Genomic DNA, 14800 nt, shown 5'->3' on the forward strand with positions numbered 1-14800 from the left:
GGGGCAGGAACGCGTGCAAGGTGCTTAGAATACTCGTGCGAACTGTTCATACCTTTTATCGCGACGCTTTGCTTGTTGATTCTTAAGGTTGCAGGTTTGAAAATCTTTAATCCCTGGTTAGGGTTGCATTCAATTTTGGGAGTGGTTCGTTCATGAAGCAGATTTTCACCATAGGATGTTTGGTATTGCTTGCGGGCTGTGCGTCTTCATCCGTCATGCCTGTTAACAAAAATACGATCATAATTACCACAAGCACAGACTCTGATTGTGGTCAGTCAGGCGCCCAAAAGGTCGCACTTAAGATGGCTGCCATTGAGACCATCAGACGTGGTTATGATGAATTTGCCATTTTGGACTCTCGCCAGCACAGTGACGTGAGGCTTATCGGCCATACGCCAGTTTATAGCAACACCACAATGAACGGAACTGTTGTCGGCAACAGCGTGTTTGGCTCAGCGAATACGACCTACTATGGAGGTGATCCTTTATACGGTGGATTCTTTAGCCAAGGTCTTGCTGTACGTCTTCTTCCTAAAGGATCCGGTGGCGTCGACGCCAGAGGCACTTTGGGTGAAGACTGGGAAAAGATCATCAAGAAAGACGTAAATACCTGTTTGTAGCAAATCTGGCGCAGTCCAAGTGGATTGAAATTGCAAGGGGATGAACCGTCCTGAAACGACCGCCTATTTAGGTATCATCTACAGGCAGTTCTTCTCAAGGCATGGGACGGTGAGATTTGTTGCATCTCGCGATCGATCAAACGCCGTCCTCTTGTCCCGCACACCCGCCATTCGCGTAGAAGTTTTGAGATCTTTTTTAGAATGGTGATTTGGGGGGCAGGTGCTAGTGCGGCGGCTACTTTGTCGTTTCTGGATTTTTTCCGGGATGTCGAACCCGCATAGGCCTGTTAGGGTGAGCCGAGTTCCTTTGCGCGATCAATGAGGTGTCTTTGATGAGCGAGCATATTTTGCGGGCCTTTTTGCTGGATGGTGCAGGCGGCGCAACGCCTTTGGCGCAGGATAAATTGGTGGGGCTGGATCAGGTCGACGGGTTGGTTTGGCTGCATTTTGATGGCTCCAGACCGGAAGCCCGAGACGGATTGAAAGCAGCCTTTCCTAAGCTTGATCTGTTGGTGCTTGATGCCTTGCTCGATGTCGAGACACGGCCCCGGATGACGCAGATTGATAATGGTGTTTTGCTGATGCTGCGCGGGGTCAACCTCAATGACGGGCAGGAGCCGGAAGACATGGTGTCGGTCAGCGTCTGGGCTGAGCCGAGCCGCATCATTTGTGTCAGCCACGAGCGGGTGCGGGCGGTTGGTGATCTTGAAGCTTTGCTGCAGTCGGGCAAGGGGCCGAAGGATACGGGACAGTTTCTCAGCATGTTGTGCAAGCGTCTGATCCAGCGGCTTGAGCCGACCTTGTCAGCGCTGGATGATGCGACGGATGCGATCGAAGAACAGGTTCTGGTGACGCCGGATGTATCCCTGCGAGAGCAGATTGTCGACGTGCGTGGTCAGGCCATTGCCTTTCGGCGCTATCTGGTGCCACAGCGCGATGCGATTGATTTGCTTTTGCTGGCGGATATTGACTGGCTCGGTGATCGGCACCTTCGGCATTTTCAGGAATCCTATAACCATGTCACCCGCTATGTGGAGGATCTGGACGCCATTCGTGAGCGCTGTCAGATCGTCAAGGACGAGATTGCCCATGCGCTGGCGGACCGATTGAACCGGCAAATGTATGTGCTGTCCGTGATCACGGCGATATTCCTGCCACTGAGTTTTCTGACCGGCCTGCTGGGCATCAATATCGGTGGCATTCCGGGGGCGGAGAGTGGATCAGCCTTCTGGATTTTCCTCGGCCTGCTGGCAGGGCTCGTCGCGCTGCAGGTCGCCATTTTCAAGTGGCTCAAGTGGTTTTAGAAAGCTGCTGTTTTGTGTCGTTTTTCACTTGGCATTGGCGACGGTCTCTCTTATACCTGCGTGACTTGGAACAAGACTATTTCATAGGAAAAGACAATGAAGCTGGGTGGTCGACTGCAAGCTGCTATCGAAGTGCTGGAAGAGGTGGAAGGGCGCAAGCGTCCTGTGGCCGAGGCGCTGAAGGATTGGGGACGCAATCACCGCTTTGCCGGTTCGGGCGACCGTTCGGCAATTGGCAATATTGTCTATGATGCCTTACGGTCGCGCGCCTCGCATGCTTGGAAAATGGGCGAAGAGACCCCGCGCGCGTTGGCACTGGCGACGATGGCCTTTGACTGGAACAAGGATGTCGAGGCTTTGAACGCCTTGATTGCCGATGACAATCATGCGCCAGCCCCTCTGAGTGAGGCCGAGATAGCGGCCATTCAAGCCAAATCGATGAAAGACGCCCCTTTCTGGGTGCGTGGCGACATTCCTGAATGGCTCGAAGCGAGCTTCATGGAAGCCTTCCAAGAGGAGGCTTTGCTGGAGGCCCGGGCCTTTTCCCAGCGGCCACCGGTTGATATCCGGGTCAATCGCCTCAAGACCAGCATCGAGAAGGTGGAAAAGGAGCTGTCGCGCTTCAATCCGCGCCGCACGGCTCTGGGCAAGGATTGCCTGCGCTTCCCGGCAGGCAAGGGGGATTCGCGCCAGCCGAATATTCAGGGCGATCCGGCCTTCCGCAAGGGCTTTTATGAAGTGCAGGATGAAGGCAGTCAGATCGTGTCCAGCCTGATTTACCCGCGGCCCGGTGAGCAGGTGCTTGATTATTGTGCCGGTGGTGGCGGCAAGACGCTGGCCATGGCCGCGCAGATGGAGAATAAAGGCCAGATCTACGCCTATGATGCGGACGCTTCGCGTCTTGCGCCGATTGTTGATCGGCTGACGCGGGCTGGCGTCCGCAACGCCCAGACCCGGACGCCGAATGACGGTGCGTTGGATGATTTGCTTGGTCGGATGGATCGCGTGGTGGTGGATGCGCCTTGCACCGGAACCGGAACGTGGCGTCGTCGCCCGGAAACCAAATGGAAGCTGACCGAAGAGCAGCTCGGCAAACGGGTGGAAGAGCAGCAGTTGGCGCTGGCACAAGCGCGCCAGTTTGTTCGCCCCGGTGGCTATCTGGTCTATATCACTTGCTCGGTGCTGGCGGCGGAAAATGAAGACCAGATCTATCATTTCATTGAAAATAATCCCGATTTCGAGTTGGTCTCGGCTGGTGAGGTCTGGCAGGATCTTTATGGCTTTGACGCGCCCAAGCCTTGGTCCTCTGACATGATGAGCGTGACCTTGACGCCGGCCTCGACCCAGACCGATGGCTTTTTCTTCTCGGTGCTGGAGCGGCGTCCTGAGTAGGTTAATTTTGCTGTTTTCTGTCAGTAACTTCGTCTGATATCATATCCAGTGAATTGAAAAGATCGCGAGGCTGGGGTAAACCACGACTCGTGATCTTTTTTGTTTTCGAGAGGGAATGAAGCCATGGCCAAAGCCGGAGATGCCGTGCAGGTTTCGATGTTCGACACTTTGCCGGACATGGCCCCGCCGCAGCCAAAGCTTGCGTTGGAGGAGCCTGCGGACCTGGAGCCCTTGCTGCCCAAGGCAAAGTCTGCGGCCAAGTCTGGCGCAAAAGCAAAAAGCCGTCCGGCTACGGCGCTGGCCAATGACGAGGCTTTCACGCTTGAAAATTTCCTGCCCTATCGCATTCTGGAAGTGGCGCAAGGCTTGTCTCGCCGGATGAGCAAGATGCTATTGGAAGAGTGGGATATGAGCCTTGCTGAATGGCAGGTGCTGGCTTCCTTGTCACGCGAGGGGGCGGTCTCTGTGCGTGAAGTGGAGCCAAAAACGCTGCTGGATACGGTGGCTGTGTCCCGTGCCGCCAAACGCCTGACAGATCGCAAGCTGATCAAGCGTGAAGTGAACAAGCGCGACAAGCGGTTGGTGGTTCTCAAGCCGACCAAGAAGGGCCGCGATGTGGCCTCAGAAATTGGCCATCTGGTGATGGAAATGGAAAGCGACCTCTTGAAGGGCATGAATGTGCAGGATCGCATTCGTCTGTCCCAGTTGCTCAAAACCTTGGCCTGAGATTCTCTCATCGCGCGTCGCTGCTCTTTTTGTGCGGTATCAACCCGGTTTGCTTGTAGGCCGGGTTTTCTGATTCTGGGGGGGCGTGGTTTTGAAATGCAAAAGTGACGTGGGATTGGGCTGCAGTCATTGATAAAAATGCGTATTGATTGAGGTCAATGAAATAAAATTACAATAAACTCCGACTGTTATGAAATTTTAATCTCATGATTTTGATCAATAACTATTGTTGCGTATCGTATGTGTGAATAATTGATCGATAGTTGTTATATCTAAGGTTAAGTATTCTTCGATTTTGCGTTTGGTTTCCTTGTTGTTGCTTGAGGTGGTCGTGATCGCGTGAAATGCTTAGGGGATGAATGCCGACAGGCCCCCACTCATTTGATCGCATTGCGGTGACTGACCGAATGCCGTTTGCGAAAGGAGCTTCTTCTTGTCTCTTTCCTTCTTGGCCAATTCCGAAGACTTTTCCCCCCGTCATGACTGGACCCGCGAAGAGGTCATGGCCCTGTTTGAAATGCCGTTTAATGATCTGTTGTTCAAGGCGCAGAGCGTGCATCGCGCCAACTTCCCTGCCAATGAGGTGCAGTTGTCTTCGCTGCTCAATATCAAGACCGGTGGGTGCTCGGAGGATTGCAAATATTGTTCGCAATCTTCGCGTTATCAGACTGGCTTGCAAGCCTCGAAGATGCTGACCAAGGATGTGGTCAAGGCCTATGCCCAGAAGGCGCAGGCTCAGGGTGCATCGCGCTTCTGTATGGGGGCGGCGTGGAAGAATCTCAAGGATCGGGACATGGAGCGCGTGGCGGGGATCATTCAAGAGGTGAAAAACCTTGGAATGGAAACCTGCATGACCCTTGGCATGCTGAGCCGTGAGCAGGCGGCACAGTTGAAGGATGCCGGGCTCGATTATTACAATCACAATGTTGATACCTCGCCATCCCATTATTGCAAGGTTGTGACCTCGCACTCTTACGAAGACCGGCTCAATACGCTCAAAGCTGTGCAGGGAGTGGGCATCAATGTTTGCTCCGGTGGCATTCTGGGGTTGGGAGAAGAGGAGGTCGACCGGGCTGACATGCTCTGCACCCTTGCCAATCTGCCGATCCACCCGCAATCGGTGCCGATCAACAATCTGGTGCCAGTCGATGGCACACCCTTTGCCGAGCATGTGTCGGTAGAATCTCTCGATTTCATCCGGATGATTGCTGTGGCGCGGATCGTTCTGCCGCGCTCGGCGGTGCGGCTGTCTGCCGGACGCAAGGCCTTGTCGAAGGAAGGGCAGGCCTTATGCTTCTTTGCTGGTGCCAACTCGATCTTCTATGGCGAAACCCTGCTGACGACTGAGAATCCGGATGCGGTGGCGGACCGGCAGTTGCTGGCGCAGCTCGGGATCGAATCCGGTCCGGCCAAGCCGTTTGAAACCCATCCTCATGATCTGGTGCCAGAGGCCAATCTGGAAAAAATGCTGGCCGAAGGAGGGCCTTTGGCTGAGGCTGGCGAATAGAAACAGACCCCTCGGCCTGTCTGCGTTGTGTCCCGGCGTTTTTCGGGGTTCAAAGGCCGGGTATCTGATGCTGCAATTGGAGCATTGAAGAATGCCGACTTGGAAAAGTCGGCATTTTTCTTTTTGATGCACGGAAATCGTCAAGGAACGTTGCGTTTGCCGTGGCTTCGTCCTAAGAGGATGATTAAAGCTCGAGGACAAGAGCGAAACGCAAATCAGGAAAAAGGGCCAATGACGGATAAGATTCTCATCATCGACTTTGGGTCACAGGTCACGCAGTTGATCGCGCGGCGCGTGCGTGAGGCGGGTGTCTATTCCGAGATCGTGCCGTTCCAGAATGCCGAAAAGGCATTTTACGAGATGCGCCCCAAGGGCATCATCCTCTCTGGCGGTCCGGCCTCGACGACAGATATCGGGTCTCCTCGTGCCCCGCAGGCGATCTTCAATGCTGGCATTCCCATTCTGGGGATCTGTTATGGCCAGATGACGCTGTGTGTGCAGACCGGTGGCAAGGCAGAAGGTTCCGACCATCGTGAATTCGGCCGTGCCTATGTGGAAGTGGTCGGAAAAAGCCCGCTGTTTCAGGGCATCTGGGACAAAATCGGCTCTCGTCACGAAGTCTGGATGAGCCATGGCGACCGGGTCGTCGAGCTGGCTCCGGGCTTTGAAGTGATCGGTGTATCGGAAAATGCTCCTTATGCGGCTTATGCCAACGAAGAGAAAAAGCATTATGGCGTGATGTTCCATCCTGAAGTGGTGCATACGCCGGACGGTGGCAAACTGCTTTCAAATTTCGTGCATCACATCTGCGGTTGCTCCAAAGACTGGACGATGGCGCATTTCCGTGCCGAAGCCATTGCACGCATTCGGGCGCAGGTCGGTGACAAAAAGGTCATTTGTGGCCTGTCTGGCGGCGTCGACTCGTCCGTGACGGCTGTGTTGATCCATGAAGCGATCGGCGACCAGCTGACTTGTATCTATGTCGATTCCGGCTTGATGCGGATGAATGAGAGCGAGCAGGTGGTTTCCCTGTTCCGCGAGCATTATAATATCCCGCTGGTGCATGTGGACGCGTCGGAAATTTTCATTTCCGCTTTGGAAGGCCAAACCGATCCGGAGCGCAAGCGCAAGATCATCGGTGGCCTGTTCATTGATGTGTTCGAAGATGAAGCCGAACGGATCGGTGGCGCGGATTTCCTCGCTCAGGGGACGCTCTATCCAGATGTGATCGAATCCGTCTCCTTTACCGGCGGTCCGTCCGTGACCATCAAATCGCACCACAATGTGGGCGGTCTGCCTGAGCGGATGAATATGGAGCTGGTCGAGCCACTGCGCGAATTGTTCAAGGACGAAGTCCGCGCGCTGGGTCGCGAGCTTGGGTTGCCAAGTGACTTTGTTGGTCGGCATCCTTTCCCGGGTCCGGGTCTGGCGATCCGTTGCCCGGGTGGGATCTCCCGCGAGAAACTCGACATCCTGCGTCAGGCTGATGCGATCTATCTTGATGAGATCCGTAAGGCTGGTCTTTACGATGCCATCTGGCAGGCTTTTGCCGTGCTTTTGCCGGTGCAAACCGTCGGTGTAATGGGGGATGGCCGGACTTACGAGTTTGTGTGTGCCCTGCGTGCGGTGACCTCTGTTGATGGCATGACCGCCGATTTTTATCATTTCGACATGAACTTCCTGTCGAAAGCGGCGACCCGTATCATCAACGAAGTCAAAGGCATCAACCGTGTCGTCTATGACGTCACATCGAAGCCTCCCGGGACGATCGAGTGGGAATGATTTCTCATTTTTGCTCAAAAACTATTTTCCAAAAAGGCACCTTTCGGGGTGCCTTTTTTTATATGAGTTTGCACTAATATACTTAATTGCTACAATGGCCCTTTAAAAAAGTATTGCGATCTGTGGGGTTTATTATGGCTTTTGATGAAGTTGATGCGCATCGCCTCCGTGATGTCGTGGCTGAGTTGCCCGATGTGGCGGAGGTGAAGATGATGGGAGGACTTTGCTTCCTCACCGCTGGCAATATGATTGGCGGCACGCATATTGATAGATCGGGCACTCGGGTTTTTATGTTCCGAGTCGGCAAGAAAAACATGATGGAAGCCTTGGCAAGGCCCGGGGCATCCACCCTGATTAGCGGGTCGCGTCCGATGACCGGATTTGTCCGGGTAGATGCGGATGATTGCTCGCAGGATGAGTTGATTGGCTGGATCGCATTGACAATGCGATTCGTTGGTGACCTGCCACCGAAAGACAAGGAGTAGGCCCCTTTGGCGTCCTTTTACGTGTGGTTCGCTGCTTATTTTAGCGGCGAATGGCGATGCGGGTGTTGCGAGGACCATTGCGGCGGACCAGATCAAACAGAGTTCTGGCATTGTCGGGATGCAGGCGAATGCAGCCATGAGAGGCAGGGCGCCCCAAACGCTTGATGGCATTGGTGCCGTGGATGGCGTAGCCTCGATAAAAGAAAATGGAATGGGGCATCGGTGCACCGCGATATCGTTTGGAATAATAACGACGATGCATGCGGGTTGGACGGAATTTGCCAATCGGCGTGCGATAGCCTCGGCGTGCCGTCGAGACAGGCCAGGCGTGACGCCGCTTGCCATTGACTGTGACAAACATCTTCTGACTGGAAATATCAATCGTGACATGAACGCCCCGGCTTTTCGCCTCAGCCGAACGTGGCTGGAAGGTGAGTGCCAAGGCAAGGGCAAGGCATGCCATCATTGTCCATTTGAGAGCCCCATGCCTTACGGTTTGGTCTGCAATGGACAAGACGCAATGGTAGAGAGATTTTTGATTGCGGTCGGTCATGGTGTCTGCTCCCCTTGCAGTCTGTTCCCCGATCTTCTGAGGTCGGAAACAGCCAGGCGAGCAAACCGGAGAGCCAATCGAAGGAACATTATCAGGGCATGGCTTGGTGCGCCTGTGGTCTTTTGTGCTGTTCGCTTCGTAACTCCGTCTCTTGAACTGTCAGGTTTGCAAGGCTGTTCACGACTTCGCACAGATTTCCGTGCAGATGATGCCTCTATCAAAACCTGCTTTTAGAGCCATTGCAAACTGCAATTGCCTTCATTTTGCCTTAACCTTAAGACCGTCAGTTCTTTTTCAGCTTTTCCAGCAGGGAAGCGCATTGCACGCAGTGGGTTGCGGCGGGGTCGATTTCGAGGCGCTTCAGGGGGATTTTGGAGTCGCACTCGACACAATAGCCAAAGTCGCCATCTTCCAGACGTTGAAAGGCCTGCTCGATCCGCTGTAATTCGACATCGCGGCGGCGCTGGGCTTCCTTTGCCATCGCCTGTCCCTGCAGGGCGTCCATGCGCGACAGGCGGCCGACGCTTTGCTGGTCTAGGGAAACAATGTCACGCGCTTCCTTTGACATATCACTCAGATCTGAAATCTCGATGCGCTTTCCTTCGAGCATTTTCAGGGCAGCTTTGGGCGAGATAGACATGGCACCTCCCGAATGGCGGTTCTGGTCGCCAGCCTAGCGGCCCTGAGGCACTGTCCCGCGATCCGGGCGGGCGCCCGTGTAGGCCTGTTGATGGTTGCTACGCACTTGGCACTTAGCGCTTGCCGAATGGCTCACCCCACTGACCCAGCCCATATACCAGCTTGGGGCGGCCTTGGGGAGAAGAGCGTTTCCCTCATGTTGCATGCTTAACGAAGGGCATCTGACAAGTTCATACCCGATTGCTCTACTTGTCCGTAGAGTTCCTATGTCAGATAGCGTGGTGCAAGTGGCAGAGAAGGTCAATGGCTTTTTGGTGCGTGCGGACATCTTATCGCATGCGTCTAGACCAATGGATGAAAATGGCGGGTTTCTGGTCAATTGCGTCGGTTACCGCACGGGATGTGGCGTTGGTTGCCGTTAGGGTAGGGTGAGGAGGACGTTTGTCAAATATAGTTGAGTTGTGATCTCAAGAATTGACAGTCACCGCAACATTCGATACCTAGCCCGCAGACCTGACTGAACTGGACATACACATGCTCGCCCTGATTGCCGGAATCATCCTGTTTTTTGCTATTCATCTGGTGCCGCAGCGCCAAACCCTTAAAAATGCACTCGTGGAGCGTATTGGCATGATGGGCTATCGTGCCCTGCATGGGATTGTCGCTCTTGCTGCCGTAGCGCTGATATTCGGGGGGTATTTCGAGGCCCGGTATGATGTGGTGCTGTGGTATCCACCGGTTTGGACCCGCCATTTGGCAGCAACCTTGATGTTGTTTGCCTCCATTCTGCTGTTTGCAGCGCCGTTCAAGGGCAAGATCAAAGAAAAGCTTACCTCACCTTTGTCCGTTGCCATCAAGATCTGGGCGCTTGCGCATCTGATGGCCAATGGCACGCTGGCTGATGTCATCCTGTTTGGCTTTTTCCTGTTTTATGCGGTCACCTATCGTATCTCGCTCAAAAAACGCATTCAGGCCGGGCTTGTGGTCGTGCCTGAGGGGCGCTGGCTTAATGATGTCTATGCGGTCGTTCTTGGCTTGGGCTTCTATGCGGTGATGGTGCTTTGGCTGCATGAATGGGCCTTTGATGTGGCACCACTCGGCTGAGTGTGTTTTCGCGAAAAAGGTCTGAATAACAGGCCCGTCTTCTGTTTGGTCCGGCAGTTGGTTGCAGGAAAGTGCCGTGCGACCCCATTGCTGCCACATTGCCTGTGGAAGCAATGTCGGCTGGAAAAATACCGGATCGATCCCCGTACTTGCTGCTTGGTGTGGCCAAGCATGGGGTTTTCTCCGTCAATTCAGGGTCTAACGGCATTGCAGTGATTGCGTGTTGTCGTGTGACTCGCTAATGTCCGGCAAAAGATATTAAGTGACGTGCAGGTCTTTTCACCTGCATGGATGAGTTTTGCCGGTGATGGCCGGTATGTGAAGCGATCGGATGCGGGCTTTGACCTGCTGATCGTTTCAGTCGAAGGATGGATGCATTAGATCATGTCGGACACCGATTTTATCCGCGAAGTAGACGAAGAGCTGCGCCAAGAGGAAATCCGCAATCTTTGGGACCGTTTCGGGCCTTTCGTTATCGGCTTCGCCCTGCTGATCGTGTTGGGAACCGCTGCCAACAAGGGCTATGACTACTGGAAGGAAACACAGGCGCAACAGTCTGGCGATGCCTTCCTTGCAGCGCTGACCCTGTCCGACAACAACCAGTCGAGCGAAGCCATCGCTGCCTTGGAAAGCCTGAAGGCCGAAGGGTCTGGTGGCTACCCGTTGCTGGCTGAAATGCGGATTGCTGCCGAGAAAGCCACTTCAGGTGATGTTGATGGCGCAATTGCCGGATTTGAAGCGATTGCTGCCAATCCATCCCATGACGCGGTCATTCAGGATCTGGCGCGGGTGCGGGCCAACATTCTGATGCTGGATCAGGGCAAGGCGGATGACGTTATTTTGCAATTGTCTGGCATGATGGATGACAATGGCTTCCGTCACAGTGCGCGTGAGCTGGTCTTGCTGGCCCATATCGAAAAGTCCGAATATGACAAGGCTCTGCCCATTGCCGAGCGTATGGTGGCTGATGCGGAAACGCCCTCGCAGATGCGTCAGCGGGCCGAGGTCTATGCCAACTTCCTGCGCTCGAAATTCGCGCCAAGCGAAGGAAAATCCTCATGAAACCAGCTGAGCTGAACCACGGCAAAGGTCTGACGGCACGACGGGTTTGCGTGTTGGCGTCGATGCTATTGGTGGGACTGGTGGCTGGCTGCACCAGCGTTGCGGATCTGGCCAGTGACATCAATCCTTTCTCAAAGAAGGAAGTGCCATTGCCCGGCACCCGGACGTCGTTGTTTGAAACCGCGGCTGAAATCAAGTCCGAAGACAGCAGCCCGGTTTCTCTTTCCGGTGCCGTTGCCTTCAACAGCTGGGGGCAGGCTGGTGGTCCGGCTACGAACAATCCGCCTCATGCGTCCTATAGCGGTCAGGGCAATCGGATTTGGAGCGTCAGCGCGACCATTCGCGGCGGCGAGAGCGATCCACGTGCCGGTGCGCGTCCGGTCTCTTATGGCGGGCGTGTTGCTGTCTACGGGCCGGATGGCAAGGTGTCTGTTCATTCTGCCGCCAATGGCAGCCGGATCTGGTCGACATCCATTCGGCCGGAAAATGAAAAAGGCATTGCCACAGGCGGTGCCGTGGCAATGGATGCCAACCGTGTCTATGCGGCGTCAGGCTTTAGCGAGCTGGTTGCGCTGGAAGGTGGTTCGGGTCGCCGTCTGTGGTCCTTTGCTCTGGATGCGCCGGCCCGCGGCGCGCCTGCGGTGCAGGGCAATGTCGTGCTGGCGGTGACAGCAACCAATTCGATCTATGCGGTCAATGTGTCTGATGGCACCGAGCTTTGGTCCTTCAATGGCATTCCCGAAGGGGCGGGCCTGATTGGCGCTGCGGCTCCGGCGATCAGTGGCAACACTGTTTTGTTTGCTGGCACTTCCGGTGAACTGGCCGCTCTTGATATCAAAACCGGCGAAATGCGTTGGACCGACACCATGGTGCTTGGGAGCCGCCGCTTTGCCGTGTCTGGCATCTCTGCGGTTGCGGGTGGTCCTGTGATTGCTGATGGGGTTGCTTATGTGGCGTCGGTCAGTGGCAACATGGTGGCTTTCCGTCTGCGTGATGGTGAGCGGCTTTGGGAACGCAATATCGGTTCGAGCCACGCGCCAGTCGTCAACGGCAACAGTGTCTTTGTGCTTGATCTGGATGACCGGATCTTTGCGCTCAATCGCAAGACAGGCAAAATTCGCTGGTCAAACCAGTTGCCGTCCATTAGAGAGAAGAAAAAGCGGTCGACTTGGGCCGGTCCAGTGCTTGCCGGTGGTAGCCTTTGGGCTGCGTCCAGTGAAGGACAGCTGGCAGCCGTCAGCCCGCAAAATGGGCAGGTTAAGCTGAACAAAAATACCAAGGATCCTGTCTTCATTGCGCCGATCGCGGTGGGTGGTCGTCTGATCACCCTGAGTGGATCGGGGCGTTTGTCCGGCTATAACTGATCCGGACTTGTCTGACGGACAGTCATCATTGTCTTGATTGATCAGGTCCGCCCGTCCCGCCAAATGCGGGGAGGGCGGGCCTTTCCTTCAAGGCTCGAACAAGAATAAGAAGTGCCCTGGGTCCGGTCCGGGGTTTTGTGTTATCTAGCGGGCTGAGACGGCGCAAGGTTGCGGTCTTCCCCGTTGGCGTTCCCGACAGGCTGTTGCCAAGCAGCGCCGGATGGTCGGGACGGAAAGCGTTTTGGAAACGTTATGAAACTGAATGTGGCCATTGTTGGCCGACCCAATGTCGGCAAATCCACCTTGTTCAACCGTCTGGTTGGCAAGAAGCTTGCGCTGGTTGATGACCGGCCCGGTGTTACCCGTGACCGCCGCGAGAGCGAAGCTCGGATCGGTGATCTGACGATCAACATCATTGATACCGCCGGGCTTGAAGTCGCCGAGGAAGATGCGCTTGAAACCCGCATGCGTCTGCAGACCGAGGAAGCCATTGCCTTGGCGGATGTGGTTCTGTTCATGATGGATGCACGGGCTGGCATCACACCGATGGATGAATATTTCGCCAAGATGGTGCGCAAGGCAGGCAAGCCGACGATCCTGTTGGCCAACAAGTCCGAAGGTCGGGCATCCGATGCGGGCTTTTATGAAGCCTTTGCGCTGGGACTTGGCGATCCTGTGCCTCTGTCCGCCGAACATGGCATCGGCATTTCCGATCTGTATGAAGCATTGCTGAAATATGAGGAAGAAAAACTGGCGGCTGCCGGTCCGCTCAATGATCAGCTCGACAGCTTGCTTGCCGAGGAAGACGGGCCACAGGTTGATGTCGTTATCGAGGATGATGAATCCGAAGCTCCGCTTTATGATCCGACCAAGCCGCTGCGCGTGGCGATTGTCGGGCGTCCCAATGCGGGAAAGTCGACGCTGATCAATCACATGATTGGTGAGGACCGCCTGTTGACCGGGCCGGAAGCGGGCATCACCCGCGATTCCATTTCGGTCAATTGGGAGTTTCGTGACCGCAAGATCAAGCTGTTTGATACCGCTGGCATGCGCAAGAAAGCCCGGGTGCAGGAAAAGCTTGAGAAATTGTCAGTGTCCGACGCTCTGCGTTCGATCCAGTTTGCCGAAGTGGTGGTTGTCACGCTTGATGTGACCAAGCCGTTCGAAAAGCAGGATTTGCAGATTGCCGATCTGGTGCAGCGCGAAGGCCGGGCCATCGTGATCGCTCTCAATAAGTGGGATCTGATCGAGAATCCTCAGGAAGTGATGGCTGATCTGCGTGAGAAAGCGTCCCGCTTGCTGCCGCAGATGCGCGATGTGCCGATGGTGCCGATCTCCGGTCTGACGGGCAAAAATCTTGACCGTCTAATGCAGGCCGTTCTCGACATCTATGAAATCTGGAATCGCCGGATTTCGACCTCCCGGCTCAATCGCTGGCTGAATGATGCGGTTGGCTCACACCCGCCTCCGGCTGCTGGTGGTCGGCGCAACAAAATTCGCTATGCCACCCAGATCAAAGCCCGTCCGCCGACTTTCGTGGTGATGTGCTCGCGGCCTGAAGCCCTGCCGGATAGCTATACCCGCTATTTGCTCAACGACTTGCGGGAAAGCTTTGATATTCCGGCTGTGCCCGTGCGGATGCTGATGCGCAAGGGGGACAACCCCTATGCCGCGAAGGCAGCAAAGCGGAAAATCCAGTAAGAAAGGCGTCGGGAGGCGCAAGTGTTGTGAAGCAGTCTGTTGTTGCCGCTTTCGTGGTTGGTCTTGTCTGCGGGATCGTGCTTTGGCCTCTGGCGCTTCTGAAGGCACCCGGTGCGTGGCAGATTGCCCAGCAACAGGTTTGCCAAATTGTTGATGGTGGCCGCTGGGTTGCCAAACCCGGCCTGTGTGTGAAACCCGATTGCTACTTGAACGGGACCTGTGGTCAATGGGCGGCTCTGCCTGCCAGCGTCTGCAGCTCAGTTGCGCAAGGAGACAATCTGGCAAAGGCCTATTTCGAAATGGGTGAACCGGTGAGCATCAGTGATGATGCCTATCACTGGCGCTGGCATGCAGCGAGTGACGAGGGCCCGATCGCCGTCGTTGATGGAGAGCGTATTGCCGCCTTCACATGCAGCCCGCCAGATGGTCTCGCGTCCTCCCAGACGGATGGCGGCTCGTTGTTTGGCAATTTCAAGCTGCCTTTTTCCGATAAACGCGGGAATATAATGGACTGAATCTGCTGTCTTTCTGTTCTTTTATAACAAAAAGACTCACAGACTT

Annotated in this window: 14 protein-coding genes; 12 read left to right on the forward strand and 2 right to left on the reverse strand. The window is 55.1% G+C overall.

Translation table 11 applies throughout. The features are described 5' to 3' along the window. Positions 1-152: 152 nt before the first annotated feature. The 7 genes from FDK21_RS04260 (at position 153) to FDK21_RS04290 (ending at position 7816) form a co-directional block, all read left to right on the forward strand. The gene (locus FDK21_RS04260) at positions 153-620 is read left to right on the forward strand and encodes a hypothetical protein (protein ID WP_138147595.1); all 468 of its coding nucleotides are present in this window, start codon (positions 153-155) and stop codon (positions 618-620) included. Between the two features lie 332 nt (positions 621-952). After that, positions 953-1924 (forward strand): zinc transporter ZntB, encoded by a 972-nt coding sequence (locus FDK21_RS04265; RefSeq protein ID WP_171021938.1) that lies wholly within the window; start codon positions 953-955, stop codon positions 1922-1924. 96 nt (positions 1925-2020) lie between these two features. Further along, positions 2021-3316, forward strand: a complete 1296-nt coding sequence (locus FDK21_RS04270; RefSeq protein ID WP_138147596.1) for an RsmB/NOP family class I SAM-dependent RNA methyltransferase — start codon at positions 2021-2023, stop codon at positions 3314-3316. Positions 3317-3439: 123 nt separating this feature from the next. Further along, positions 3440-4042, forward strand: coding sequence for a MarR family winged helix-turn-helix transcriptional regulator (locus tag FDK21_RS04275; protein ID WP_114009028.1), 603 nt, complete (start codon positions 3440-3442; stop codon positions 4040-4042). A 433-nt stretch (positions 4043-4475) separates the two neighbouring features. Further along, positions 4476-5549: a biotin synthase BioB gene (bioB, locus tag FDK21_RS04280; protein WP_348639235.1), complete on the forward strand. Its 1074-nt coding sequence runs from the start codon at positions 4476-4478 to the stop codon at positions 5547-5549. Between the two features lie 231 nt (positions 5550-5780). After that, on the forward strand, positions 5781-7331 hold the full coding sequence (guaA, locus tag FDK21_RS04285) for a glutamine-hydrolyzing GMP synthase (RefSeq protein WP_114009027.1): 1551 nt from the start codon (positions 5781-5783) through the stop codon (positions 7329-7331). 134 nt (positions 7332-7465) lie between these two features. Beyond that, complete coding sequence (locus tag FDK21_RS04290; RefSeq protein WP_138147597.1) at positions 7466-7816, forward strand: TfoX/Sxy family protein; 351 nt, start codon at positions 7466-7468, stop codon at positions 7814-7816. Between the two features lie 40 nt (positions 7817-7856). Here FDK21_RS04290 and FDK21_RS04295 read toward each other — a convergent pair whose 3' ends face one another. Both FDK21_RS04295 and FDK21_RS04300 read right to left on the reverse strand, forming a co-directional pair. After that, positions 7857-8369, reverse strand: a complete 513-nt coding sequence (locus FDK21_RS04295) for a L,D-transpeptidase (RefSeq protein WP_138147598.1) — start codon at positions 8367-8369, stop codon at positions 7857-7859. A 283-nt stretch (positions 8370-8652) separates the two neighbouring features. Next, on the reverse strand, positions 8653-9009 hold the full coding sequence (locus tag FDK21_RS04300) for a TraR/DksA C4-type zinc finger protein (protein WP_114009024.1): 357 nt from the start codon (positions 9007-9009) through the stop codon (positions 8653-8655). 533 nt (positions 9010-9542) lie between these two features. Between FDK21_RS04300 and FDK21_RS04305 the strand changes: the two genes are divergently transcribed. The 5 genes from FDK21_RS04305 (at position 9543) to FDK21_RS04325 (ending at position 14754) form a co-directional block, all read left to right on the forward strand. After that, on the forward strand, positions 9543-10112 hold the full coding sequence (locus FDK21_RS04305) for an NnrU family protein (RefSeq protein WP_138147599.1): 570 nt from the start codon (positions 9543-9545) through the stop codon (positions 10110-10112). Positions 10113-10496: 384 nt separating this feature from the next. Continuing rightward, a complete protein-coding gene (locus FDK21_RS04310) occupies positions 10497-11174 on the forward strand; it encodes a tetratricopeptide repeat protein (RefSeq protein WP_138147600.1) in 678 nt (225 codons plus the stop codon). After that, positions 11171-12538, forward strand: a complete 1368-nt coding sequence (locus FDK21_RS04315; protein WP_138147601.1) for a PQQ-binding-like beta-propeller repeat protein — start codon at positions 11171-11173, stop codon at positions 12536-12538. The genes FDK21_RS04310 and FDK21_RS04315 overlap by 4 nt, the downstream gene beginning before the upstream one ends. A gap of 252 nt (positions 12539-12790) precedes the next feature. Next, positions 12791-14239, forward strand: a complete 1449-nt coding sequence (gene der, locus FDK21_RS04320) for a ribosome biogenesis GTPase Der (protein ID WP_114009020.1) — start codon at positions 12791-12793, stop codon at positions 14237-14239. A gap of 26 nt (positions 14240-14265) precedes the next feature. Continuing rightward, a complete protein-coding gene (locus FDK21_RS04325; RefSeq protein WP_138147602.1) occupies positions 14266-14754 on the forward strand; it encodes a hypothetical protein in 489 nt (162 codons plus the stop codon). The last annotated feature ends 46 nt before the right edge of the window (positions 14755-14800 follow it).

Source organism: Cohaesibacter sp. CAU 1516 (genome assembly GCF_005771485.1).
Taxonomy (GTDB): domain Bacteria; phylum Pseudomonadota; class Alphaproteobacteria; order Rhizobiales; family Cohaesibacteraceae; genus Cohaesibacter; species Cohaesibacter intestini.

Excerpts from the sequence above, each read along its gene's own strand:
- FDK21_RS04260 (WP_138147595.1), top strand. The coding sequence starts at position 153 with ATGAAGCAGATTTTCACCATAGGATGTTTGGTATTGCTTGCGGGCTGT.
- FDK21_RS04265 (WP_171021938.1), top strand. The coding sequence starts at position 953 with ATGAGCGAGCATATTTTGCGGGCCTTTTTGCTGGATGGTGCAGGCGGC.
- FDK21_RS04270 (WP_138147596.1), top strand. The coding sequence starts at position 2,021 with ATGAAGCTGGGTGGTCGACTGCAAGCTGCTATCGAAGTGCTGGAAGAG.
- FDK21_RS04275 (WP_114009028.1), top strand. The coding sequence starts at position 3,440 with ATGGCCAAAGCCGGAGATGCCGTGCAGGTTTCGATGTTCGACACTTTG.
- guaA (WP_114009027.1), top strand. The coding sequence starts at position 5,781 with ATGACGGATAAGATTCTCATCATCGACTTTGGGTCACAGGTCACGCAG.
- FDK21_RS04290 (WP_138147597.1), top strand. The coding sequence starts at position 7,466 with ATGGCTTTTGATGAAGTTGATGCGCATCGCCTCCGTGATGTCGTGGCT.
- FDK21_RS04295 (WP_138147598.1), bottom strand. The coding sequence starts at position 8,369 with ATGACCGACCGCAATCAAAAATCTCTCTACCATTGCGTCTTGTCCATT.
- FDK21_RS04300 (WP_114009024.1), bottom strand. The coding sequence starts at position 9,009 with ATGTCTATCTCGCCCAAAGCTGCCCTGAAAATGCTCGAAGGAAAGCGC.
- FDK21_RS04305 (WP_138147599.1), top strand. The coding sequence starts at position 9,543 with ATGCTCGCCCTGATTGCCGGAATCATCCTGTTTTTTGCTATTCATCTG.
- FDK21_RS04310 (WP_138147600.1), top strand. The coding sequence starts at position 10,497 with ATGTCGGACACCGATTTTATCCGCGAAGTAGACGAAGAGCTGCGCCAA.
- FDK21_RS04315 (WP_138147601.1), top strand. The coding sequence starts at position 11,171 with ATGAAACCAGCTGAGCTGAACCACGGCAAAGGTCTGACGGCACGACGG.
- der (WP_114009020.1), top strand. The coding sequence starts at position 12,791 with ATGAAACTGAATGTGGCCATTGTTGGCCGACCCAATGTCGGCAAATCC.